Genomic DNA, 24,662 nt, shown 5'->3' with positions numbered 1-24,662 from the left:
TGGAACCCTAAATTATAGGGTTTTATTTTCAAGCCAACCCGTTCATTACTTCGCTTCTAACGTTAATTCCACACCGCTAAATTCGGTATGTAAGTCGTGCTGGGTATTAAGCAAGAATAAGCGATTCGCTTCTACCTCAGCTTCATTTGCCAAATAACCTTTCACCGCTTTACTGCGCGCGTCAGCCAGAAGGATTAAGTCACTTTCAGGGATATCAATGTTGTTACGTAGTTTGTTGTATCGGGCAATGCTTAATGCTCGGTTTACACTTTCTTCGTTAATGACTTCCTTATTGTTATCCGCACTCTTTTGGCTCTGTTCATTGTCTGAATTTGTGAGTTCAGGGTAAAGCTGTGCCACCATGTTTTCATATTCTTGATTAAGATCAGGTGTAAATACCTCAACATAGTAGGATAAAAGCGCATCGGCTAAAGGGCCTTCCAGTGGGATACTACTGCCACTTATTGAGTCGCGCTGTACGCTGCCAAGGGTGTTGGAACTTTCATTTTCACCGCCAGCAAGAGAATTTTCGTTAGTACTAGCGTTGCCGGAAGTAGCAGATGCATCAGCATAGCCGCTTCTTGTTAAAAGTGTAGTGTTCAACTGACGTTGCGCTAGGGCACTTGCATCAGACATGGCGTTGACTGTACCTTCGATATTAACCCTAAGCCCTGGACGTTTTTTAAGGGCTTTGGCAAGGGTATTCAGTTTTTCTTGAGCGTCCGCATTTAGCGAATGCTCTCCAAACCCGAACTCAACATTGTCGAGTTCGTCGTCACTGCCAACCAGGTTCGCAAGTAGCGAAAAGGGTGCAGTAACAGCTTTTGTAATAATATTGCCAATAGCATTGAGGACAATGGAGCCGAAACTGAAGTCCGGACTATCGATATCGCCAGACACATCCAAACCCAAATCGATAACGCCGTTTCTGTCTTCTAATAACGCAATAGCAAGGCCAAGCGGTAGGCTTAATGCCTGATCAGAGTTCGACTTCTTGCCCAACGTTAATTGGTCAATAACCACACGGTTCTTACCTTCCAGTGCCTTACCGTTTAGTTTGTATTGCACAGCCAATGACAGCAAGCCTTTGTCAATGTAATAGCCCATGTAGGTGCCTGAGTAAGGGTTAACTGAAGTCAGTTCGGCGCCTTTGACTGAAAAATCTAAATCAAGGTCTATATCATCTTTTAATGGGTGAATAGTGCCTGCTAGTTTGACCGGAGCATAGTTGTCTATCTTTCCGGTGATATCAACATTGGCAGGGGAGGTTGAGCGAGAGTCAATTCCCAATACTTTGCCATTTAAACTTTCTATAGCAGACGCAAATTTTGGCGTTAATGAATGGTCAGCAAAGTACGCTTTGCCGTTTTCTATTGATATGGTGTTAACGGCAATGGCCAATTCGTTGGCTTGTGAAGGCTCAGCTGTAGTGCTTGCATGCACGTTTGCGTTTGATGCTTTCGACGTGGTTGCGCTGCCATTTTCGCTGGCACTTTCACTGTTAGCGGACTTGTCTGATGAAGCGACAATCAGCTTACTCACATTGGTCTGTTTAGCTTCATCAATAATAAGTCGTGCAAATGGCGCTTGTAGGTGAATGATGTCTACGCTTAGCTGGTTCGATGCGTGGTCAAATTCGATGTTGTCTACATTTAAGGACTGCCACTGTAGTAGGGGAGAGCTGTCGTCATCCAGCACGCTTAAATTATTAATGCTAGTACTCGCCTTAACGTTTAGTGAGTCGATATTTTCTTTATCAGCGGCGTTCATAAATGCCCCATCAAACTCAACGTTTAAATTAAATAGCCCTTCTTCAAGTGTCACATTTGCGTGGGGGGAAACGTACTGCTGGAACTGACTTAGCACCAGTTGCTCAATCGCTGCTTTACCCTGCACAGTTTGTTCTGCAATAACTACGCTGCCGCTACTGCTTAGTGCACCTTTGGATGTGTCGCTAAACGTCTGTGGGTCGGCAGAGATATGTAAACTGGTGGTGTAGGAAATAGGTTTAGAGAAGTCAGTAGTGACTTTTCCACTTTTAATATTGAGGTTGCTGATGCGGTAGTAGGTCCCGTCACTTACGCTACGCTCTAAAAGATCAATGCTACCGTCATTAAATGCAAATTGGTGAAGCTCAACATACCACGAGGTCTCATGTGCTAGTTCATTTGTGCTGTCGGTTGCTACGTTGGAAACATCCTCATCTTCTGTTTCACTATTTCCCTTTTGCGCTGTGCTATTACTTGTATGCGCTGCGCTATTACCTATATGCGCTGCGCTATTTCCTTCTTGCGCTGCGCTGGGGTTAGCGTTAGCTGATGTAGCATCTGCCGCTGGGCTTTTTGGGGTAAACAGACGCTGTAAATCAAGCCCTGACTTGTCAAATAGGCCCGATACTCGAACGTTGTCAAAAGCAACTTCAGCAATGCTAACTTGCTGTTCTAATGCGTTTACGTTTATATCGTGTATGGCAAACGCGGGTATGGCAATGATCTCTTGCGAACTCTTGGCGGTGCCTGTTGTGGCAGGCGAAGAACCAGCGTTAAACACAAGGTTGTTAACAGCAAATTCGCCACGCTCTAGAATAAACTGGAAGGCTGTATCTTGTTCAAAAACTTCAGCATGTAAGCTTAAGTTAACCTTGCCGTCTACTAAATCTGCTTCTATCAAATTTTTCGAAAGTGACCAAAGCGGCGTAAGCGCTACATCGTTTATCGTGATGTCTGTCGTAACTTTTAGTGGAGATAATTGAAACTCGCCATCAATGGCGATGTTACCTTTCTCTGCGGTGAGCAAGTTAAATTGATATTGGTTGAACGCTAACTTACCTTTTGACTGAGCGCTCTCACTTTTATCGCTTTTAGGGTTAGCGTTTTTGTTGCCAACACTGCTTGAACTGATCAAAGCGTGAGTATCCAAATCTTGCAAGTCAACGCTAAATTCTGGGTAATCAAGTAGGGTGTTGGTCACCTTGTCTTCAATAACCACTCGCCCTTCGTTAAGTGCAAAATCACGTAACGTAATTCGGGGAATTTGCCCTTCGCTAGTGTCATTAGGCTCTTCAGGAGCTTTTGTACTGCGTTTCTCTACGTGGGTAAGAATGTCAGAGAAGTTGAAGATTTGTGTGTCTTCACTTTCGCTTAAACGTGCAATGGAAACAAAAGGTTCGTCTATGGTTAGCGATTCAACGGCAGGAGTGAAGGTGAAAAGTGATTGCCAGAATCCAACGTCCAGTGAAACATTGCCTACGCTAAAGAAATGATTTTCTTGGTTCTGGATTACGGCGTTATCTTCGCTTTCATTTGAAGAGTGTATATTTGGATAGATAACAAAATTAGTCACTTCTATTTTTAGCAAGAAAGGGTTGATTGCAATATCTTCAACAGCAGCATCTCTTCCAGTGTTTTCTTTCACTATGTTGGGTAACTTTGCCTTTAACACCGCAGGCGTAACTACGCCGATAAGAAGCGCGTAAGTAAGGTAGATGAGAACAAGATAAGTGGATAGTCGAAACCATTTGGGCTTCGTAGAAAACCGAGACATTGCATTTTGCATAGGCGATTAGGCTGTGTATTTAAGTGTAAAAAGATAAACAGGAGTTGCTATTTCACCAAGCTAAAAGCCCCTGCAAAAAAGTTAAAGCGTATTAATTTGGATTGTAGAAGAGAATTAATACGCCTTATACAGGTTACAGAGCGGTTAGCAAATTATCTAGGCCAGATTTAAACAACGCCTGTGTTTCTTCATCTGCATTTACATTTAAATACGAGCTGATTTGAGTGACAAAGCTGGCAATCATATCGGTTGAAAGGCCTAGCGCTTCAAATTGTTGCTTTAAGTCGTTTACCGATTTAAGTGTAGAGCTGTACTCAGAGGCCTTATTGAGTAAGCCTGATAGTGAAGAGCTTGAGCTTGCTGCTGAGTTACCACTAAGAGAGGGAACATCTTCAAGCAGGCTATCAATACCTGGAATGCTGCTTGCCAACTGGGCGTAATCAGCGCCTGAAAGGTTGCCTTGTACATAGTTCATAATTGACGCTATGCCACCTTCTGATTGGTTTTCAGACACGTCAAGGTTACCTGCAACTGAACTCACTAAGCTAGCCAAGTCGATATTAGATGCTGCGCTGGTTGCCATTTCAGTTAGGCTACTGGAAGTTACTGTCGATTCCGCTTTCTTACCGCCTAACAGACCTTTAAGCTGATCAATATTGGCATTAGCACAAGTAGTAAAAAAAGTAAGGGCAAGCACTGTAGGTGCTAAAACGATACGATTCATTATAGATTTCCTTTTTGTACACCAGCAGCGAAAGCCCGTCTGGAGTAACTTGATTGAAAATAACCATAGCAATTGCGCTATCGACTATTTAAACCTTCCATAAATTAGAAGTTTTCAGGTGTGTAAATACTCACATTCTAACGTAGTGAGGTCGTAAATTCTCTATAGAAATTGTAAAGGCACTTTACATTTTATAAGAGACTTGGGTGATCGAGTGGTAGTGTGCAGTAGGCAGGAACTAAGTCAATTAGACAAAACACTAAAAGGAGCGATACGCTCCTTTTAGTATTCTGATAATTTTGGGGCTTACTTGCTCTGTTTGGGTGGAACGATTATACGCTCTACATCAGGGGAAGCATTCTTTTCAACACTCGCCGTATCAAGAGAGACTCCGAGTTGATAGTCTAGCTGCACCAGAAGGCCGGTCTGCCTTACACCTTTGCCACCTTGAATACGAGGTTTGTATTCCCATTGTTTCAGGGCAACTTTTGCGCTTTTATCAAACACGCCAGCAGGCACTGATTTTACTACTTTTACATTATCTGTAGCGCCCGTTTCAGTAATATCGAAGGAGAGTACAACGAAACCTTCAACATTTTGCTGTGCTGCTTTTTCTGGATAGCTTGGTGGAACGCGTTTAACCGGCGATGCCTGGTTAATCTTAGCTTCAGATTTGGTCTCTGCTACTGGCGCATTGGCTAAAGCCGTGTTGATGGTGAGCATGGCGGCAATTGAAAGTACGCCTGCAGCCAGTACCTTATTGTTACGCATAGGTTGCTTTATCGCGTTTAAACGTTTGATCATAGTCCTTTTTTCTCCAAAGGTTGGGTAAAGCCCGCGTGTAAAGTGCAGGGCGTCTGAACCATGCTCGGCACACTGCACAAGTGCTTTTGCATAGGTAAGTTTTTCGTTGTCTGTCTTGTCTTTCAGTACTGCGTGATCACAAGCCAATTCTTGATTAATTCTGAAGGATTTTAGCGCAAGCCAAACCAGTGGGTTGAACCAAAATACAATAGCGATAACCAGCGCTAACGCGTTCCACAGGTGATCGTAATGCTTGCGATGTACGTTCTCATGCTCTAATACCAGTGCTTGTTGTTGAATCGAAAATGCACTTTTAAATGAGAAGGGAATAAGCACCTTTGGGAAGATAAAACCAAATAGCATAGGTGTGGTAGCTTTACTGGAATAGTAGGCATTGGTGTGGATAGCGTGGCGCTTTCCTATCGATGCCCATATTTTCAGATGATGCGCTAAGACATAGGCTGTAATTGCGCTTACGCCAATTGCCCATACAGTAAACCAGGTTTCAAACTCAACGGTGTTTAATGTGGGCTTAACGCCAACCACATAGCGAGCAAAGCTATTTGATGGAATGTTAACCAGCGACATTGGAAGGTTGTTGACTATGAGGCAGGCTGGTATCAGCGCCCATAGCTTATAGGTAAGCGAAGCCCCAATTTTAATAGTGAAAAAGTGTTCGCACACCATGAGTAAAACAAGCGCTAGCGACAAAACACCCTGCTGAGCAATAATCCAATCAATCATTGTTTTCTTCCCATTTCTTGATAAGGGCTTTGAGCTCGTCCACATCTTGTTTAGATAACGAGTTTTGATTTGCAAAACCAGCGACCATAGGGGCGATCTTGCCTTTAAACAGTCGGCTAACAAAACTTGTGGTTTCTTTTTTTGTATAGTCTTCTTTAGCAATCAGTGGATAATAAAGATACTGGCGCTGCTGCTTTTCAAACCCTAACACTTCTTTTTTTACCAAGCGGCCTAACAAGGTTTTGACGGTTTTTTCGTGCCAGTCTTTTTTGTCATTAAGTCGCGCAATAACCTCGTTCGACGTGGCAGGATGGTCGTCCCACAGTACGTCCAGCACTTCAAATTCAGCGTTTGAAATTTCGGGTTTGTCTGACATTTTACTCATAATTACGACGTCTTTTATTTTGATTACATTTGTAGTCCATGCTTTTAGATTACGCTTGTAATTCTAAAGCGCAAGCTTTTTCTGCATGTTTTTTAAACGGAGAGATAGTGTGAGATGGAGTACTACGCTTGGCGCTTCTTTGAAAGCGTTACGTTGGGTGTATCAGTATAAAACGGTGAAATTAAGCTCGTTAGCTTCTAAGAACTCGCCGAGTATTCGTGCTTGTTGATTTCCACGTGGCACCATTACATAGCACGGCGGCTTTGGGGTTACTTCTTGTAAGTCGTACCACAGCGTATCCAGCACGTCGCTGCCGTGTCTCAAAAAGGTTTCACCCCAAGACGTCGTATATAGGATGGATACATTCTCTACCGTGGCTTTTTGGCGTAGGGTGGGGAAGTTCACAATGGCAAAACATGCGGTTATGCGTTCTGGCGCCAGCAAGTCATTACGCGGTAGTGACGACACTTTGACTGGAGGAAAATACTTGCACAAATGCTTAAGCAAATCGTTCAAGTCTAGTTCGCTCACTTCACCGTAATTGTAATCGAGATAAACCTTACTGTTTGTATCTATTATTTTGCTCGACACAAGCCAGACCATCAGTGCAATGGCGCTAGCCGCTTGAGTAACTTTCTGTGAATCGTCGATAATGCCCGATTTGCTCAGTAAATCACCAGCATAGGCTGACCATACTTCATCACCATTTTTGAGCTGACGCATAGCAATGGTGATCTTTTCACAGTAAAGGCTTTCGTCAAAAGCGCGTCGCAAAAACTCAATTTTATCCGGCTTTTTAGCGTAATAGGTACTTAATCGGCGACCTAGAACGGTCATGTCTTTTTGATCCATCACCTGTTGATGGTGACTAATCTCTTTGGAGATGCGGCGATAACACTTTAATAAAAAGCGGTGAATTCGACGGCTCAGCTGCACACGTTCATTGAATGTCCAATCTTGTTGGTTATCCAAGTGGGCAAGTAGTTTGCGGCTCCACCCCCACTGTTTTGCGTACGAGGCCATAATTTTGCGTTTGAAATTCGCTTGCTCACCTTCTACAAGCGGGTGGCTCAATGTACACCCACATTTCAAATATAAACACTGCTGCAATACAGCAATATCTTCCGCCTGACCATTGGCTTTGTAATGAGCGATGAGTTCGTCAAACATGAGTGCGTAGGGGTCGATATCTGCAACATGCCCTGGAGCTTCAGCACCGCGGTGTACATGCTTTTTCAAAAGGTTGCACAGTGGTTGTCCGTGAGAGATATTGGCAAGGTATACTTCAAGCTTTGCCATTTTTAATACGGACTTGAATGGCGAGTCCATGGCTTTGCCTAATTGCCAGATGGCGGCGCCAAAAAGTTCGCTTGCGTCTAGTCGCTCTAGGTGACCCAAGTCCATGAACCAGTCTACGTCTGGTGAGCCGCCTTTTTCCAAACTATTGTAAATAGCCTGATACTGCTTCTCTGATGTTTTCTCTGGAGTAAGCCACCAAAACGGCGCTTTGCCTGCTACTACTATATTGGTGTTGTAAAACTCAGCTTTTAGAAACAGGGCTTGCGCCGAGCCCGCGCTTTCACCTTCAGCGACGCCAAAATCGTTTTGCTTAACTTTATCTATCTCAGATAAAAAGAAATGCACTTCAATACCAAAGGTGTTATCCGCCCATTTTTCAATGGCTGTTAGCTTTTGTTGAAGTAAAGTCAGCTCAGTCGTCGAAAAACGTTTACCGTCAATACACACCCAAAAATCAAAGTCTGAGTCGTCAGTCTGAGCAATAGTCCCCACGCTACCCATTAAAACCAGTGCATCAACCGCCCGCTGTCTTGGCCAAATTTGCTTAATGTCTGAAAACAAGTGACTCTGTGCAGGAAAACAGCGCTGCAAAGCTTGTTCTACATCAGGTCTAAACGAGTAATTGTTGATACCAAATGGAACGGTTTCACCCGAGGTGAGTGGGGCCACATATCCTGGAAGGGCTTCGTGGTTAACATGTACAAGAAAGGGAAGCACATGAAAAAGCGGCCTGTGCTTTTCAGGCATGAGCGTAAGTGCACGCTCAATACGTGCTTTGTTGTATCGCAATACGCGCAATAACCTAATGGTAAGGTTTTGCTGAACGGAAAGCGGCTGTTGCGCTGCCATTATGTCAATCTGCACTTCATCATGCAGCCAAGCATAGCGTTATTTCGCGTCGACTTCCTCTAATTTCGCACAGAAAAAGTGATTCTTAATTTGTGATATTCCGTACTTACCTGCTCTCGTGTAAGAGGGAGGTAATGAATAGAGACTTATTCACTTTGTAAGATTGCCCTTACTGCTTATCAAATGCATCAATTAGCGCATCAGTTTTACCATCGGAAGAAAAGCCGAACCCGTTTTTATTGAATATCAGCGTATTGTCAGACGTCACTGACGTTCGGGCTTCTTTTAAAAATGACTGGATAGTCGCTTCGTCAGTGCCTTTCTCTTGTAGTGTTGATGCAAATGTCGTGGCATCTCCCCATTCTTTGAACTGAGACAGACGAGATGTTTGTTGAATAAGTGACGTAAGGTTGGTGTCCTTTTCTAGGTACTGTTGTAGGCGCAACGTGGTTTTATCAAGCTCTTGCTCGCCCTGACTGCTTTCAATTACCAGCTCGCCTTTACTCACCGTTAGCTTTGTATCGTCTGAAATACCAAGTTTTGCCGCTAAATCACTTAATTCCGAGGCAAGCTTTTGCCGATTAAAATCGAGGTAGTTTGCAATTGTGTTGCCGTTGAGTGAGGCCTCGCCGCTTTCTATTTTTTCAAGATATGTGTCAATTTGATTGCCCTGTAGTTCACCATTAAACGCACTGAACGCATCACCGAGAGCATTAGCCTGCTTGGATTTTTCTACAACATCTTGAAGTGCGCTTTGGGCATTTGCTGTGTCGCCCAAGTAATTGAATAGTGAAGGTGAAGATGACAAGTGGCTGTATGTGGTATCCATTTCTGACTCTGTGTAGCTCACTTCATAGCGTGGGGCATAAAAGTGGGGGACCTAATATAGGCATTCATACGCAAAATCAGCGCCAAGTTCATCGTTATGAAGAGTTTTTATGGAGTAGGGGCTCTTGCGAGCCCTTAGCGAAAAAGTCGGTTCTTATTGCTGACCCAGATGTGAGCTATCTGTTAGACGGATATTGTTCAAGGAGCTTGATGACGAGTTCATCAAGTTTATTTTGAATGCTGATACTGTCTTTCGACTCCAGCTCTACCGCTCCTGACGCGCTGTAAACAAATGTACCGTCTTTAACCATGTCAATTTGAAGCCCTTGTTGAAGCGTGGTTTGCTCTCCAACCGGAATGCTAAAAATGCTGCCCAATGAAATGCCGCCAGAGCGACCGTAACTTCCGGTGCCCAGCCCTAGATTCAAGGTGGTGCCATCCTCTTTAGTGGTGGTGGAAGGTAGGTATCCCACCGCGATATCGGCGTCCTCCTCTGAAGATGGGGTGAGACCTTTCTCAATGAGGCGCTGGGTAATGGCTGAGGAAAGGTGATTGGCCAGCGTTGCGTTGATTGGGTTTAGAGGAGGCTGAATATAGAACGTTTTAATATCGGCAAAGTTTTGTGTTTCATCCATATTTACCTGAGGCTTACTGCTACTGCATGCGGCAACCACGACCATGCATGCTGTTAAAAGTAGCACTTGTTTCAAATACTTTGCCTTTTGCATTAAACCAGTTTCACGTTTTTTCATCATACTGCTGTGCATAATTTTCAATAAAGTTTGTTAGCTCTTAACTTAAACGAAAGCATAGCGTGTTTTGGATCTCATAAGTGGTAAAGCAAGTTTCACCGATTGATTTTCGTCAGCCTGCATAGATAAGCCGCTAAAAGGTGTTCCACATTCACAATAAGACCGTATGCTTTATTCCATTCAGTTTTGTTAATGCGCACCGCTTTGTGGTGTGTGCTGACAAGCGAAGCCACTAATTAAAGGTAAAAGGACATGAATACAAAGCGTATAAAACAAGGGGTACTTGCCACGAGTGTCGCCGCACTTTTTTCTGTAAATGCAATCGCGCAACATTCACCAGACGCGAATGTTGAATTAGTGGGTGACATAAAGGGCACGCAAATTACTGGTGTTACGGTAAGTAATGATGGTCGTGTATTTGTGAATGCGCCTAACTGGCGTGACGGCGTTCGCTTTTCCGTAGCTCAGGTTACCGACACTGGAGAATTTGTCGCTTACCCTAATAGCCAAACAAATGAATGTGTGGCACAAAGCGAAGTAAGAAAAGACTGCTTTTTAGCGGTGCAGTCAGTGGTTGCGCACAAGGATAAGCTGTATGTGTTGGACACCCGAAACCCTAAGTTTAAAGGTATAGTGGATGCACCTCGCTTATTTGTTGTTGATTTAGCCTCAAACGAGATAGAAGGAACCTTGATACTTAGCGAAGACGCTTACCATCCTGATTCGTACATTAATGACTTGCGAGTAGACGAAAAAACGAATCGCATTTATATGACCGACTCGGCTCACGCGGGTTTAGTGGTATATAACCTTGATGACAATACCAGCTATCGTATTTTAGATAACCATAAAACCACTAAAGCTGAAGTCGATGCGTTAAGTATTCAGGGCAAACCCTTTACTATGCCTGTTCAGTCTGACGGGATCGCGCTAGATACGTTAAACGACACACTATATTTTCACGCATTGTCTGGTTATTCGCTGTATGCCATCAACACATCAGACATCGAGAAATCGTCAAACGACGTGTTGGCAGAAAAAGTGCGAAAAGTAGCGACGACAGGCGCACCAGATGGCATGATTTTTCATCAAGGTAATGTTTATTTAGCTGACCTGGAAAAGCAAGAAGTACAGTACCTTACGCCAAGTCTAGACCTTCGCACCCTTGTGAAAGGTGATGTGGTGAATTGGGCTGATACCTTTAGTATCTACAACAATGCGCTTTACTATACCAATAGCAAAATACAAGATGCGGGTAGTGATGTTAGCGACATGACATTTGAAGTGTATAAGACAGCGCTACCTGCGCGTTAAAGTTCGAGGAATTAGCGATGAGCATCACAAAAGGGAGCGGCAGCGCGTCACTGGGGTTTGCAGCAGCACTCATAGTAGCCGGGCAAGCTTCAGCTAAATCAGATTTTGATTATGGCCCTGTGTTTGACACTTTCGGCAAGCATGCTCATGTTGAGGGCGTAAGTTTTCCTGAAAATCAGACATTTAAGGTTGCGTTTGACGTAGCCAAAGCGGCAAGCCCTGGTGAGGTAAACCGCAAGTTTGAGTCGCTGGCACGGTTTATCAATATGCACGTAGCCAACGGCGTTAAGCAGGAAAATCTTTCGCTTGCGCTTGTCGTTCACGGCTCTGCCACAGAAGAAGTGCTTAAAACTGCAAACTTCAAAGAGCGTAAGGGCTTACCTAATGGAAACGAAACGCTACTTGTAGCGTTGATGGAGAAAGGTGTAGACATAATAGTGTGTGGGCAGTCTGCCGCTGCCCATGGCGTTGAAAAAAATGCGTTGATAGACGGAGTGAAAATGGATTTGTCAGCCATGACAGCCCACGCGCGCCTGGCACAAAAAGGGTATTCGGTTAACCCTTTTTAAGTTGTGAGTTAATTCCTCTTGCGCACAGGAGCTTAACTATAGCTTCTGTGCATTGTCTAGGTAGGGCCTGTTGACCTTTGCTGTACATTTTTGCAGCGGTCTGTGTGCCATCTAGACAAGGCGAATGTTTGACGGTTTAGTGGTTCTAAATCGAGAACATTCAACGCAGTATAGATGGCACAAAGGCGCTGCCCGAAGGGGTCGTTATGGAAGCCTTTTACTCTTTGTCACAGTCCCTTAACTTAGCCCGCTAGGCTTGCAGGACTGTTTCGCGATTAAAAGGCTTCCATTTAGACCAAAATTCGTACACCAAAGGTCAACAGGCCCTAGACGATACCTGCCCAAACGCAATAATTTTCTCAAACGGCGTGGTGTCGGGTAATGTACCTAAGGCAAAACCACATGCATTGCCAAGCCTTGATTCACAGAAGGTGTGGGCAATGTCGATAAGGGCGTTGTCGTTATCGAGTGACGTAGCAAGAAGTGAACATGCTTGTAGCGCTAGCGCCATTTGTTCTGTTAAATATCGGCTGCGCGTTTCCATATTCTGCGTGTTTGATAGCTCGTCGAATAGCTTACTAAGATGAATATCATAGTGCCTGTTTTTGCCTGCTTGTGTTTTAAGCTCACTAAACAAAGCCTCTTTAACATTGGGCTCTTTGGCGAGTGCGCGCAGTACATCTAAACATTGTACGTTTCCGCTTCCTTCCCAAATAGAGTTCAGAGGCGCTTGGCGATAGTATCGTGGCATGGGGTTTTCTTCAACGTAACCAATACCGCCTAAACACTCTTGAGCTTCGTTAACAAACATAGGCGTGCGTTTACAAACCCAGTATTTTCCAATGGCGGTGGCCAGCCTTGCCAGTGCAGCTTCATGATTATCGCTCGATGCACTATCAACCGCTTTGGCAACGCGCATAGTGAGTGCAGTAGCAGCCGCACATTCAATGGTGAGGTCTGCCAACACATTTTGCATTAAAGGCTGATTGACTAAGGTCTTGCCGAATGCGTCGCGATGACTTACGTGGTGTAAGGCGTGAATCAGTGATTGTCGCATAAGTGCTGATGAGCCAATCATACAGTCTAACCGCGTAAGCGACACCATATCTATGATCACCGGCACACCACGGCCTTCTTCGCCAATCAAATATGCCGTGGCTTCCTGAAATTCAACTTCAGACGATGCATTGCTCCAGTCACCCAGCTTGTCTTTCAAACGCTGAATTCGCACGTTATTGAGTGCACCATTTTCCAACAACCTTGGTAGTAAAAAACAGGTTAGTCCGCCTTCGGCTTGCGCAAGTATAAGATGAGCGTCGCACATGGGGGCTGAGAAAAAGAATTTATGCCCTACGATATGGTAACTTCCATCAGCCTGTTTAACCGCTGTAGTGGTATTACGCCTAACATCCGACCCACCTTGTTTCTCAGTCATCCCCATACCAATGGTCAGTCCATGTTTCTGACTAGCAGGCAGGGAACGAGGATCATAAACACCATTAATGGTTTTCTCTAGGTATACGGGTGGCAGCTGCTTTCCATACCGCATGGCCGGAATAGCTGCGTGGGTCATAGTCAGCGGGCAAGACGTGCCAGACTCAGCCTGATAATGCATATACATTAGCGCTGCCCTGAAGGTGTGTGCGCCTTCAATGCCTTCATGCTTCCACGAATAGTTGTGTACATTGTGCTGCATCGCACTTTCCATAAGCGCGTGATAGCTGGGATGAAACTCAACATCGTCAATGCGGCGGCCATAGCGATCGAATGTGTGGAGAGTTGGCTTATTCTTATTAGCAAGCTCTCCGTGAGCCATAAGTGCATCCCCCGCGATTTGACCATACTGGCCTAATAACCCTTCGTCATGCTGGTGGGATGATGGCAAATGCTGATCGACTAACACGCGCAGTAAGGTGTCATCACGCCACAAATTGTAGGGCGTGGAAATGGTGGGTTGGTTTTCTACAACGTGCGTAACAAATCGATTTGATGAAGTCATGGCATTTCCACTTGGTGAATATACAAGGTGTACCCTTGAAATGGGCTTTTACTTTAAAGGGCTACGTTAAAGCACTATCTCCAAGTACTACCTTAAAACATTACATTAATAGTTGTAAATTGATATTTCATGTAATGTTTGTGCGCGGCGCGTGTTTATATAATGATGAATGCGTATATGTTTGGCCTTAAGCCAACTTATATTTTAATTAAAATTACGTCCTATCTGAGACAAAGAAGTAAATAGAGTTTGCAATTAGAAAAACAGAAAAAGCCCAATGCAAGAAAGCTACTGCTAAAGCTATTGGGCTCCCGTGACAATATTCAAATGAATGCCAGCGCAGCTGTTCGCGTAGGGGCGCTGTTTGGTATTTCTGAAAATAACATTCGGGTAACGCTCACGCGTTTACAGTCTGCACAGCTTATTACCTTGGTTGAACGCGGTTTTTACAAGCTGGGCGACAAAGGCATTCGTTTTGCAAAGGAAATTCATCAGTGGCGAGAGGATGAGGATGGGCTTGTACCCTGGCAAAACGATTGGGTTGTCGCTCAAACCAGCACGCTTCCTAAAAGTGATAAAAAGCAGCTCAGAAATAATGAACGAGCGCTGAAGCTTTTGGGGATGAGAAAGCTGACAAACGACGTTTACCTCAGACCGAACAATTTCTCAGGCGGAGCAGGCGAAGTAAGAGACAAACTTTACACACTTGGTCTATCGAGAAAGGCGCTCGTGTTTAGTGCCAGCGACTTTGACACTAAATCACACAGCAGGGCAATGGGATTATGGAGCCACCTAAACCTAGAGGCACTTTATAAAGACGGATGCATCGAAATAGAGGAATCTCTTGCTCGATTAACGTCTTTACCCCTTGAAGAAGCAACCAAAGAATCTTATGTGATAGGAGACAGGGCGTTATACCACTTGGTGTTTGACCCCTTATTGCCATCGCCACTTGCAGATGTAGCAATGCGTGAGCGCTACCGTAATCTAGTAAAACGGTACGATGATGCTGGCGCACAAATTTGGCACCGCTTTTTAAATCAAAACTAAGCGAGATTAAAGGTAAACAGCTCAAAAAGAGGGTTACAGATACGTTACACACAGTTGAGCGTAAATTTCACATATAGATGTATTGTGTGAGAACAGTCAGAAAGATGAGACGGTAAGTAATTATTTGGCCGCATAGAACGTTAAGTGTAATTAGCTCTAATGGAAGTAGCGTAAATGGAGAGAAGATGACCGCATCAAGACCGTTATTTAAGCATATTCGCAATCATACAGCGCTTTTCAATGAGCTTTCTCAGTATCGAAACGCCGCTGTAGATACCTTGGGGTTTACGGGATATGAATTTCATAAAACGCCAAAGTTCGTAACCGAAGATGGGAGTCGGCTTACCATCGAACCAGAGAGAAGCATTGTACTGCCTAAAGTTCATGCGTTGTCGGGTTTGAAGAATAAGCTGACACAGGCTATTCCCACGTTACATATGGTTGAGCATAGTGAAATAGGCTATCGCTACCCAACGGCAGCGTTGGCTGGGCTAGACGCGCCATTTATTAAACGTATGCGTTCTGAGTATTTTCACAAAGTGGATGAAGATAGAAGTATTTGCCGCCCTGTGAATTTGTCGTTCGGAATTAAAAGTCGCGGAAAAGCTGACAACCGACAAGAATACGAAGTGTGGATGCCAGATGAAGCGCCAGATCAAAATCCGCTTCCTTTGCTCATCAATGCCTATGGCGAAGACTTACCCGATGATGTAAGACGCTTTGTTGAACAACCCTCAAGAGTACACGGTTGGATGGGGGTTAAGCGGGCAGCATTTGAAGCGCTTTACACAAACAAGCAACATTGTGGTGATTTGATAATTTGCGTCGCCATGAGTGTAGACGCCTACAACATTGGCGCTAAACCTGATCTAGCTTATTCTCCTGAAGCAGAAAGCTCTATTGCTGTAAGCAACGCAGAGTTTGAGTGGGAAATAGAGGGGTACTATGCTCCGCGAGGCTGGGCGTTTGACCACGATGAAGTGTGGGCAGCAATAAATCACACGTTAGAAGCTATCAGTGCGCCGCTCGATGATTTATACGGCAACGAAATCATTCCTATTGCCGAAAGTAAAACGGAGCGAATTTTGTCAACATTGCAATCACTGGGCGTTAGGCAGGAAGAAGTAGACGAACTCAATCTTCAGCCTTGGGAGTTCATGCTAACCGAAAGTGAGCATAGGGTTAAAGCGCACGATCCTAGCCGTTCGGTTAATTTATTAGGTAGACTAAATCGACTCTTTTACCAACCAGAGCAGCAGTTGCCTTCACTAAATTGGATGCATGATCTGATTTTATAGGTTTAAACTTTTAAGATTACTCTACTGCCCGATTTTATTTCATAACGTTCACAAGGCTAGGCGCGCTGAAAGCAATTTCATGCGCGCTTTTTTATATTCCTTCTGAAGTCATTCTGTAACTAAAAAGACTTATATGTAAAATTTTATATAAAATATGTTGGTTTTTGTAAATAACTTTCAGTTTTGTCGTGATCTGTCTGTTTATTTTGCTATTTCTGTAATTAAATTACGAAAAATGCTTTATTTTTTGAAAGTATTGTTCATAATGTATTCATCACTCAGGTGATATCTAATTTAGTTACAAAATAGGAATTCAAAAATGAAACTGTCTACTTTCGCTATTGCTCTAACACTATCTGTTGCTGCCACTCAATCTTTCGCAAAAGATGTCGTACTAAAGCCAATTAACGACAACATCGAAACACAAGCATGTTTAACTGCTGCTGAAGATGGTTTTGGTCCTGCATTGCGTCTTATCCGTTCAAAAGGTTTTAACGCAGAAGAGTTCAGTGCATCTGTACGTTGCAACGGCGAATCACTTCGCACTTTTGCTTACATGTACAAAAACAACAAGGCGACTGAAAACGCGAAAACTGTAGCACTTGTTGCTAAAAACCAAGATGTTGCGTCACAGGCTTGTCTAGAAGCGCTTTCAGTAGGTAAAGAAGCGGCACTAGCGAAGTTTGGTTTGGAAGGTGAGAACATTATTTGTAACCACAAAACAATGTCTGATTTCGTTCGCGAATACAGTGCAGAGAACGTAGTTGTTCGCACTGCTGCTGAATAAGACTGCGTTTTAGGATAGCAACCTACTGCTAATATTTAGTACAGTTTCATGGCCTTTCGCTTGAAAGGGCGAAAGGCCTGACACTTTACGCTTCGCTTGATTTAATTCTACGTAAGTCTTCTCGCATCGACCAACCTTTAGCCGCACCGTTCAGTTTTTTCATTTCGTTTAGGCCTTAAAATAGGCATAACGCTCCACCTATAGTTATTGGTTTTCATCTGAATGAATCAAATGAAACTCAGTTTGCCTGCCATCTAAATAGGTTACTGACTGACCGTCAAAAAATGCATCTTCTTCCAGCATAATTCTAATTTCTTTGTTCCACTCTTTAATAAAGCTTGCTGCATTGAGTTCTATCGAATAAGCCGTCTGTGCAAACACTGGATAGTCACCTTGAACTGGTACTCCTTCCTGTGCATCCCACATTCCTATCGTTGGACCTGCCGCGTGCCCATGAAAACCAAGCGGGTGGGTGTAAATAGCGGGTGTAATGCTTTGTTCGATAGCCTGCTGCCGCGACATACTCAAAATAGTGTTACCTGTTCTGCCTACTTTAAAATTACCGGTCAGAATGTCCTGCAACTGGTTTCCAGATTTAAGTGCTTCCTTAAGTGAAGCTGGCGCGTCTTTTTCACCAGGCTTTAACACGTAAGCATGCTGCTGTTGATCAGTATTAAGTCGAAGGTAAGTAATGCCGAAATCGACATGAATGAGATCGCCCGGCCGAACGATGTTTTCACCAGGACGCTTGCTAAACGCGGTAATTTGGTCGAAGACTTCACTGTCTTTACGTTGAATTGAGACAGTAGGATGAAACCAGTTGGTCAGCCCTAAAGCGCGCGTTTGATCACGCAGCCACCACACCACATCGTCTGTAGTTGTCACGTTAGGGGTTATAACTTCATTTGAAAATGCCGTTGCTATCAGTGAATGACCAATTTGAGTAAGTACCGGATAATATTGCATTTCAAGGTCACTGCGCGTTTCCAGCCAACCGATTGAGAGTCTTTCGCCACTTACAACGCGGCTTTTCAGCGCTTCAGGAAGTACGGCCATAAATTTATCGTGTTCGGTAGAGGTCATGCCATCAGCGAGCGCAAATGAATCAGACGTATTAATGGCAATTTTAGCGGGATTCCGGGCTTCGATAACGTGTTTCAATGCCTTCCACTGGTCGGGTTGTGCTTCCTTATCCCACGCTTTTTTAAATAGTGACCCTACCGCATATCTTGCAACGGCCAAACGTTCTAGCGGTTGACCATTGCCGGGGTTATAAATGACTAACATGGTATGACGTCGTGCGGAAATCCAAGTAGAAGGTAACATGGTTTTTAAAACGGGATCTTCGTTGTATTCCCGGGACATTAACACCCACATGTCGATGCCTTCACGCTCCATAATTTGGGGCAGCACAGAATTGAAGCGTTCAACGGTGATCTTATCAATCAGCTCGCTTCGCTGTTTCATACTAAGAATTTTATTCGCCCATGCGTTTGCCGATAGGGACAACATTACTAAACCTAAACTTATCGCTAGTAACTTTCTCATCCATGTTTCCTGTCTATTATTATTAAAATGATCACAGTGCGCGTTCATTTTTAGTAAACAAACTTAGCAAACAAAAATACAAAGTAAAACGCGCACGAGTGGGGTAACGTCAATCTAACACTAAATTTGAAAGTTCAGCTAGGCGTATCACTTAATAGCCCTAGTTATATGAAACGACTTCAATCTCTATGTTTTGCTGAGCCATGAAATAAAAGCGTCTACCTGGTTCATAATCGCCATGGCTAAAAGTATTGAAATTTAGTGCCAGAACCCGCTGCTCTGTTTCGTCTAAATTAGGCACAACAATACCGATGTGGTTGATATTGGCGAGGGTTTTATAATCGCTTTCAATATCATTGATAGCTTTAGGTCTGTAAAGGGCTAGGTAGTCTTTATCGTTTCCTACGTGCACCGTGTAGCCGTCATTTTTGGCGCCGCCGCTCCACCGTACTTTCCAACCAAATAGCGTACAAAGTAAGCTGGCTAGCTCATCTGGGTTTTCAACGGTGATATTCGCGTGCTCTAAGTATGCAGTTGTCATGTGTTTTTCCTTGTGTAGATAATCAACGAAAAACAGCTTAATATCTAAAGCTAACTTTAGATCAAGCGTTTTTTTACCGCTATTTCGAAATTGGAAAAGGGGCGTTATGGCACCAGAACCTATGGTAAGCATTGGCTTTATTGCTAAACGTACTGGTAATGCTGTTTCATTAATTCGCTATTATGCCAACGAAGGACTAATTCCTTCTGTGCGCACAAATGGCGGAAATAGAGCATTTCCTCGCTCAGTCATTCGCAGAGTTTCCTTTATTTTGATTGCGCAAAATATGGGGTATTCCCTTGCTGAGATAAAGAGTCTGTTGTCTACACTTCCAGACAACAGAACGCCAACACAAGCTGATTGGGCTAAATTAAGCACGGTGTTTAATCAGCATATCGAAGCAAAAATTGCGGCGCTGACCAGTTTGAAGACGTCGTTAGAAGGCTGTATTGGCTGTGGGTGTTTGTCATTAGACCGCTGTAGGCTTTACAATACCGACGATAAAGTGGCAGCCCAAGGTAGCGGTGCCCAGTTGCTCGATGAAAACGTGCAATCCCAGTTCTTAGTTTCACACAAAAAGTAGCGCTTCATGCACCCAAAAAATCTTCACAAGAACGGCTATCCTATGGATACGCTGTGCCAGACATACCCAGCGCTCAAGTCTTTTCTCGTTCGTGCTAAAAGCGGCAATACCAGTATAGATTTCACCAGCCCAAAAGCGGTGAAGGTGCTTAATGCGGCCTTACTTCATCACTACTACCGCCTTGAATATTGGGATATTCCTGATGGCTACTTATGCCCCCCAGTACCTGGAAGAGCAGATTATATCCACGGTATTGCTGATTTATTAAAATCAACGAGCAGCAGTGCGCAGGGTGAGCAGAGTCAACAGGGGAAAGATCAAAACGTTCGTGGGCTTGATATAGGCGTGGGCGCAAATGCTATCTATCCTATTATCGGCGTTACATCCTATGACTGGTCGTTCGTAGGGAGTGATGTTGACGACGTCGCAGTAAAAAGTGCTAAAGCTATTGCTAGTAAAAATAGTGTGTTAGCCCATAAGTTCCAAGTGCGTAAACAAGCGAATAGAGCAAGTATTTTCAACGGCGTGATTGAAGCAAATGAACGATTTACGTTTACTATGTGCAATCCTCCGTTTCATAAGTCTGCGCAAGAGGCACTGTCAGGCACGCGAAGGAAGACATCTAATTTAACCCGCAATAAACAGAAACGAAGTGGTACAAAGTTCACCGATAATCGTAAGCAAGGTTTTGGGCATCGTACATCCAAGCTACAAGGTAAAAATGCCGCTTACCAAGGTAAGGACGCAAACTTAAATTTTGCGGGCCAAGCGAATGAACTGTGGTGCGAAGGCGGTGAACTTGCCTTTATTCAGCGAATGGTTAAAGAGAGTGTCTCTGTAAAAGACAATGTAGAATGGTTCACCTGCTTGGTGTCGAAGAGTGCCCATTTGAAACCAATTAAAACCAGTATTGATTATTACGGTGCTGCGCAGTGTAAAGTGATTGATATGGGACAGGGAAGTAAATTGAGTCGTTTTGTTGCGTGGACTTTTTAACCGTCGTATCGCTAAGTTAAATTGACCGAGTACAGTTGAAGCAGCGTAGTGCGAGCACGCATAGCATTTGCTAAGGAAAGTGGCTCTTGTTCTGAAGAACCACTTTCCAATTCAACGTTTAGAAGCTGAAGGTTTTTGATACACCAAACACAATGCGCTCATCGGCGGTATCAAAATCAAGATTGGTGTTTTCAGCAGCAATTTCGAAATCGAACCCTTCATAGCTTGTTTGGTAAGCCAAACGGTAGTGGTAGAAAGAGGTGTCATCACCATTCCATAGCCACTTGTCACTGTCTAGTGAGTTAGATACGTCAAAGCTTGCACGTAAATGATGGTTGGGTGCGAGTTCAAAGGTATGAGCTACCATTGCGATAGCGTGTTTTGCGCCGGTTCCAAAGTAATCCCACGTGTACCAGAAGTTTAGTTCTGAACTACCGTAGTCACTGGCATAACCAAACTTGGTATACACCTCTGGGTAATTGCCATCACTTGAATCATCGCCACCGTGATAAGAATAATAAGCGATGCCGTAGTCCAAATTCACCGTTTCGGTTAGCATTTGGTAACGACCCACGTAAAAATCCCATTCAAGGTTTGTATCGCCACCAAAATCTACATTTGATGCCCACGTGCCTGCATAAGTGCCGTTATCAAATGCTTTATCAACACCGCCTTGTAGTGCAGGGTCGTTTTGCGTTTGGCTAACGCCGTTGAAGGTATAATCTGAAACCACAGAGATATTGGCGCTCCAATCAGCGAATGAAGCTGAAGAATATAACGCTGCGACAATAGCCACTGTGAAAATATGCGTGGATGTAAAAAAAGAATTCAAATTTTTCATTGTTAAACACCTGTTTTTATCGTTGTTTTATTTGGCCCGCTTTCTAGTTAATGCGCTTTTACGCCGGTTTCGGGCAACACTTACCCCCATTGGCTCAAAGTGAGCCAATGTTAATGAGGTAAGAAGTGATTGATTTAATTAGTTGAGATTTTCTATCTTGGTAAAGTCGATTTTGTTTTCTTTCGGCGATGTTTTGATGGCCGTAACCGATTTAAACTTCTGACTTAGAATGAAAGCAAAGCAGCTAAAGAAGATAGCGATAACTAACGCACCCACCCACTGAATTTGCAAGAAGTCTAGTTTGAACAGCAGCGTGAGTAGCGAAAGCGCCACGATATTGAGAGCAATGTAATTGCCTTTACCGATGCGTTCAACGGTCATGTTTAGATTATCTGTGTACAGTCTAATCAGTGAATCAAGTGAGTTGATCACAAAGACGACACCCACGCACACCATGGCTAAATTGGTTATCCCCTCAGTAGGAATACCTGCACTGTGATAGTGGTACAGAACTGAAAACCAAGCCGCAATGGGAATAGATGGAATGACCATCATAGCCAACATGACTTGATAAGTTTTAAGACCGCCCACGAAACGAGACGTAAACTGACCAATCATGATGCTCCAGCTGAACCACCAGAATAGATAGAACTCGTGATACTCATTAATGGGCAATACGAAGTTATCGATGTTCGCAAAGTACCCGCCAATAAGACCTAGGTTGGTAAAATAAGCCGTTATCTCACTTTCGCCAAATACAAATGCTGCCGCCCACATGCCAACAATGAGGGCGATGAATACCCATGTGGTTGTTAGGCTTAAAATACGCACGTATTTAATGCTAGTGCTCGAATATACGGCAAAAGCAATGGCTGCAAACACAATCAGGTAGAACGCAGGCACGACAGATTCTCCGTCGCCTATCGACGGTAAATACCACGGAAGGTTAGACAGCAGTAGAAACGCCGTGAAAGCACAGGTTCCGATGATTACAACGTTGTTTACGAACTTAACAACGGGAAGCTCGAAGAACTTTACTTTCGGTTCGATTACGCAGAAATAAAAACAAGTAAGAAAGTAGAATCCCCAAATTAAGAATCCCCAGAACCCAAACTCAATGGCGAGCGGATTGGTGAAGGCATATTCAGGACTTGCGCTTATGTCAGCATAACCAGCAAATTCAGTGAGCGGGAACATAATAAGGCCCACGTCCAAACCTGAGGTAAAGAGAATGGCAATAAAGGTAAAGGTTCTAACTGGCGTTACGCCGACCACTTTCATGTTGCCCCATTTAAACAAAATATAGGCTACAGAAAGTAGAGTGAAAATAATGCCTGCACTAAGCCATACTGTCATTATCACCCTCCCAATATTGATAAAAATGAAACATGTTTTTTCCTTTTTTTCGTTATTAAACAGTCCACCCAACTACACATTAAAGCCTTATAGTAAAGGCGGCATGTAGGCACTGTGGAAGGTGCGCTTGTATTAACAACAAGCACACTGGTGCGAGATAGTCTAAAAATTTAGCGTTGCTCTGTTTGCCAATGCGGGTGAATATCCACGGGCACGTTTTGTGGTGGCAAAGCGGGTTTACCCAGAATGATGTCTGCCGCCTTTTCCGCCACCATGATGGTTGGCGCATTTAGGTTTCCGTTTGGAATTGTGGGGAAGATAGAAGAATCCACCACTCGCAATCCTTCTATGCCATGAACATTGGTTTGAGAATCTACCACTGCCATCTCATCTTCACCCATTTTGCAAGAGCATGATGGATGGTAAGCGCTCTCAACGGCTTCACGCACAAAAGCGTCTATTTCTTCATCCGTCTGAATGTGCTCGCCAGGCTGAATTTCGCCGTCTCTGAAGTCGTCGAATGCTGACTGTGCGATGATTTCTCGTGTAAGTCTTACGCATGCTCTAAACCCTTCGATATCATCTGGATGCTGCAAATAGTTAAACAAAATTTTAGGTGGAACCGTCGGGTTAGCCGACTGAAGGGTTACGCTACCTCTACTTTTAGGTTTGTTGTGACCTACGTGCACTTGAAAGCCATCGCCATCAAACGCGGACTTTCCGTCGTATCGAATAGCGGCAGGCAAGAAGTGGTACTGAATGTCAGGCCACTCTACGTCTGCTTTCGAGCGAATGAAGGCGCAAGATTCAAAGTGATTCGTAGCGCCTAACCCAGAACGGTTTAGCAACCAGCGAGCGCCGATCAACCCTTTTGAAATTAAGCCCAGTTTGCGATTTAACGTAATTGGCTGTTTGCACTTGTACTGGAAATAAAATTCCAAATGATCTTGCAGGTTTTGACCCACACCCGGCAGGTGGTGCTTAACATCGACACCTGCTTTTTCAAGAATATCTTTGTCGCCAATTCCAGAAAGTTGCAGGATGTGTGGCGAGCCAATAGAGCCGGCACTTAAAATCACTTCGTTAGAGGCGGCGGCAGTTTCGGTTTTACCGTTCACCACATATTCAACGCCTTTTGCGACTTTATCTTCCAGCACGACTTTAGTAACCAGCGCGCCAGTCACTATAGTTAAATTCTTACGCGATTTTACCGGGTCAAGATATTCACGGCTTGCCGAACTGCGTACACCATCTTTAACGGTCATATGCATAGGGCCGAAGCCTTCTTGCTGCTTACCATTGTAATCGCTAGTGATATCGTAGCCCGCCTGTTCGCCGGCTTTAATGAAGGCCGTATAAAGCGGGTTCTTCATTTCGTTACCGTTGTTAACGCCGAGTTCACCATTGCCACCTCGGTACGCGTCGTTACCTTTGTACCAGGTTTCAGCTTTTTGGAAATAGGGGAGGCACGCCTGATAATTCCAGCCCTCTGCGCCGTGAGCTTCCCATTCGTCAAAGTCTTTAGCGTGGCCGCGTACATACACCATACCGTTAATGGATGACGAGCCGCCCAACACTTTACCGCGTGGGCAGTGCATTTCACGGTTGTTTAAATAGGGCTCTTTTTCAGTGTTGAATTGCCACGCATACTTGTCGGTATTCATAGGAATAGACAGCGCCGTTGGCATCTTGATGAAAATGCTTTTATCTGAGCCACCGGTTTCCAGTAGCAACACCTTGTGCTTTGGGTTTTCCGATAAGCGGTTCGCTAGCACGCAGCCGGCAGAACCAGCTCCAACAATAATGTAATCAAATGTCTGCATATGTACTCCTACTGCGG

The 24,662-nt window shown here is 44.1% G+C and carries 20 protein-coding genes; 7 read left to right on the top strand and 13 right to left on the bottom strand.

Features of this window, described 5'->3' with window-relative positions; all coding sequences use genetic code 11:
• Window positions 1-45: 45 nt before the first annotated feature.
• The 7 genes from MHM87_RS05240 to MHM87_RS05210 form a co-directional block, all read right to left on the bottom strand.
• Window positions 46-3,543, bottom strand: a complete 3,498-nt coding sequence (locus MHM87_RS05240) for a DUF748 domain-containing protein (RefSeq protein ID WP_239257964.1) — start codon at window positions 3,541-3,543, stop codon at window positions 46-48.
• 145 nt (window positions 3,544-3,688) lie between these two features.
• The gene (locus MHM87_RS05235; RefSeq protein WP_239257963.1) at window positions 3,689-4,279 is read right to left on the bottom strand and encodes a DUF2780 domain-containing protein; all 591 of its coding nucleotides are present in this window, start codon (window positions 4,277-4,279) and stop codon (window positions 3,689-3,691) included.
• A gap of 306 nt (window positions 4,280-4,585) precedes the next feature.
• Entirely contained in the window at window positions 4,586-5,827 is a 1,242-nt protein-coding gene (locus MHM87_RS05230) for a M56 family metallopeptidase (protein WP_239257962.1), read from the bottom strand.
• Window positions 5,820-6,212: a BlaI/MecI/CopY family transcriptional regulator gene (locus tag MHM87_RS05225; RefSeq protein ID WP_014950296.1), complete on the bottom strand. Its 393-nt coding sequence runs from the start codon at window positions 6,210-6,212 to the stop codon at window positions 5,820-5,822. Before MHM87_RS05225 ends, MHM87_RS05230 begins: the two co-directional genes overlap by 8 nt.
• Window positions 6,213-6,374: 162 nt before the next feature.
• Complete coding sequence (locus MHM87_RS05220; RefSeq protein ID WP_239257961.1) at window positions 6,375-8,360, bottom strand: class I adenylate cyclase; 1,986 nt, start codon at window positions 8,358-8,360, stop codon at window positions 6,375-6,377.
• A 169-nt stretch (window positions 8,361-8,529) separates the two neighbouring features.
• Complete coding sequence (locus tag MHM87_RS05215; protein WP_239257960.1) at window positions 8,530-9,189, bottom strand: hypothetical protein; 660 nt, start codon at window positions 9,187-9,189, stop codon at window positions 8,530-8,532.
• A 175-nt stretch (window positions 9,190-9,364) separates the two neighbouring features.
• On the bottom strand, window positions 9,365-9,943 hold the full coding sequence (locus MHM87_RS05210) for a DUF4136 domain-containing protein (protein WP_014977133.1): 579 nt from the start codon (window positions 9,941-9,943) through the stop codon (window positions 9,365-9,367).
• Window positions 9,944-10,192: 249 nt separating this feature from the next.
• On the opposite strand from MHM87_RS05210, the gene MHM87_RS05205 reads away from it, so the two are divergent.
• Both MHM87_RS05205 and MHM87_RS05200 read left to right on the top strand, forming a co-directional pair.
• Window positions 10,193-11,254, top strand: coding sequence for a major royal jelly family protein (locus MHM87_RS05205; protein ID WP_239257959.1), 1,062 nt, complete (start codon window positions 10,193-10,195; stop codon window positions 11,252-11,254).
• Window positions 11,255-11,271: 17 nt separating this feature from the next.
• Window positions 11,272-11,823, top strand: a complete 552-nt coding sequence (locus tag MHM87_RS05200) for a DsrE family protein (protein ID WP_239257958.1) — start codon at window positions 11,272-11,274, stop codon at window positions 11,821-11,823.
• Between the two features lie 316 nt (window positions 11,824-12,139).
• On the opposite strand, the gene MHM87_RS05195 is transcribed toward MHM87_RS05200, so the two are convergent.
• Window positions 12,140-13,822 carry an acyl-CoA dehydrogenase family protein gene (locus MHM87_RS05195; RefSeq protein WP_239257957.1) on the bottom strand — a complete coding sequence of 561 codons (1,683 nt, stop codon included), beginning with the start codon at window positions 13,820-13,822 and terminating at the stop codon, window positions 12,140-12,142.
• A gap of 249 nt (window positions 13,823-14,071) precedes the next feature.
• Between MHM87_RS05195 and MHM87_RS05190 the strand changes: the two genes are divergently transcribed.
• The 3 genes from MHM87_RS05190 to MHM87_RS05180 all read left to right on the top strand — a co-directional run bounded on the left by MHM87_RS05190 (window position 14,072) and on the right by MHM87_RS05180 (window position 16,957).
• On the top strand, window positions 14,072-14,872 hold the full coding sequence (locus tag MHM87_RS05190) for a PaaX family transcriptional regulator (protein WP_039228509.1): 801 nt from the start codon (window positions 14,072-14,074) through the stop codon (window positions 14,870-14,872).
• 185 nt (window positions 14,873-15,057) lie between these two features.
• On the top strand, window positions 15,058-16,170 hold the full coding sequence (locus MHM87_RS05185; protein ID WP_239257956.1) for a hypothetical protein: 1,113 nt from the start codon (window positions 15,058-15,060) through the stop codon (window positions 16,168-16,170).
• A 319-nt stretch (window positions 16,171-16,489) separates the two neighbouring features.
• Window positions 16,490-16,957 (top strand): hypothetical protein, encoded by a 468-nt coding sequence (locus MHM87_RS05180; RefSeq protein ID WP_014950289.1) that lies wholly within the window; start codon window positions 16,490-16,492, stop codon window positions 16,955-16,957.
• Between the two features lie 204 nt (window positions 16,958-17,161).
• Here the strand turns inward: MHM87_RS05180 and MHM87_RS05175 are convergent, their stop codons facing one another.
• Both MHM87_RS05175 and MHM87_RS05170 read right to left on the bottom strand, forming a co-directional pair.
• On the bottom strand, window positions 17,162-18,505 hold the full coding sequence (locus MHM87_RS05175; protein ID WP_239257955.1) for a M24 family metallopeptidase: 1,344 nt from the start codon (window positions 18,503-18,505) through the stop codon (window positions 17,162-17,164).
• 160 nt (window positions 18,506-18,665) lie between these two features.
• Window positions 18,666-19,046, bottom strand: a complete 381-nt coding sequence (locus MHM87_RS05170) for a VOC family protein (protein ID WP_069944783.1) — start codon at window positions 19,044-19,046, stop codon at window positions 18,666-18,668.
• A 106-nt stretch (window positions 19,047-19,152) separates the two neighbouring features.
• On the opposite strand from MHM87_RS05170, the gene soxR reads away from it, so the two are divergent.
• The gene (gene soxR, locus MHM87_RS05165) at window positions 19,153-19,629 is read left to right on the top strand and encodes a redox-sensitive transcriptional activator SoxR (RefSeq protein WP_014977126.1); all 477 of its coding nucleotides are present in this window, start codon (window positions 19,153-19,155) and stop codon (window positions 19,627-19,629) included.
• Window positions 19,630-19,635: 6 nt separating this feature from the next.
• Complete coding sequence (gene rlmF / locus MHM87_RS05160; protein WP_239257954.1) at window positions 19,636-20,625, top strand: 23S rRNA (adenine(1618)-N(6))-methyltransferase RlmF; 990 nt, start codon at window positions 19,636-19,638, stop codon at window positions 20,623-20,625.
• Between the two features lie 118 nt (window positions 20,626-20,743).
• On the opposite strand, the gene MHM87_RS05155 is transcribed toward rlmF, so the two are convergent.
• The 3 genes from MHM87_RS05155 to betA all read right to left on the bottom strand — a co-directional run bounded on the left by MHM87_RS05155 (window position 20,744) and on the right by betA (window position 24,645).
• Window positions 20,744-21,466 (bottom strand): TorF family putative porin, encoded by a 723-nt coding sequence (locus tag MHM87_RS05155; protein WP_239257953.1) that lies wholly within the window; start codon window positions 21,464-21,466, stop codon window positions 20,744-20,746.
• Window positions 21,467-21,604: 138 nt separating this feature from the next.
• The gene (locus MHM87_RS05150) at window positions 21,605-22,822 is read right to left on the bottom strand and encodes a choline transporter (protein ID WP_014950283.1); all 1,218 of its coding nucleotides are present in this window, start codon (window positions 22,820-22,822) and stop codon (window positions 21,605-21,607) included.
• Window positions 22,823-22,992: 170 nt separating this feature from the next.
• Window positions 22,993-24,645, bottom strand: a complete 1,653-nt coding sequence (betA, locus tag MHM87_RS05145) for a choline dehydrogenase (protein ID WP_239257952.1) — start codon at window positions 24,643-24,645, stop codon at window positions 22,993-22,995.
• Between the last annotated feature and the right edge of the window lie 17 nt (window positions 24,646-24,662).

It is taken from the genome of Alteromonas sp. Cnat3-28, from assembly GCF_022348265.1.
In the GTDB taxonomy this organism is placed as follows: domain Bacteria; phylum Pseudomonadota; class Gammaproteobacteria; order Enterobacterales; family Alteromonadaceae; genus Alteromonas; species Alteromonas macleodii.
The sequence above is the reverse complement of the archived record's forward strand: the minus strand, read 5'-3'. Positions and strand labels throughout refer to the sequence as shown.